Consider the following 538-nt stretch of genomic DNA (forward strand, 5'->3'; position numbering starts at 1 on the left):
GAAATGTTGATGATGAAGCGGGGCAACTCCGGGCTGTGGTGCAAAGTCAACCCGCTGCCGGTCAACTACTTGTCAAAGTGCCCGCTCGGGGGAATCAACCCGTCCGACAAGCCACGGTCAGTATTCATTTTACAACAACGACATGACTTCCCCCCTATCGACAACCGGCGTTACCTCCGCAAAACTTACCCCCGGTTGGCGTGAGTGTCGTCTGGGTGACGGAAGTCAATCCACCGGTGAAGGCAACCCCGCTGCAATGGTTGTTAATTACTAATATCAAAGCCAATGATTTTACCGATGCCATACAACGGATACGCTGGTACAGTCTGAGGTGGCAAATTGAAGTCTATTTCAAAGTCCTCAAATCCGGCGTCAAAATCGAACACTGCCGTCTGCAAACCCAAGACCGGCTCCTACGATATATCGCCCTAATGAGTGTCATTGCATGGCGGCTTTATTGGTTGACAATGTACAATCGCCATGCACCCGACGCTGAATGCACCTCTGTGTTGACTGATGATGAATGGAAAGCACTTTA

General features: G+C 50.4%; 1 protein-coding gene. It reads left to right on the forward strand.

What is annotated here, in order from left to right:
- Positions 1-215 precede the first annotated feature (215 nt).
- A partial coding sequence (locus J4G02_04915; protein MCE2393921.1) for a transposase occupies positions 216-538 on the forward strand: 323 nt, incomplete at its 3' end.

Source organism: Candidatus Poribacteria bacterium, assembly GCA_021295755.1.
Classification (GTDB): domain Bacteria; phylum Poribacteria; class WGA-4E; order WGA-4E; family PCPOR2b; genus PCPOR2b.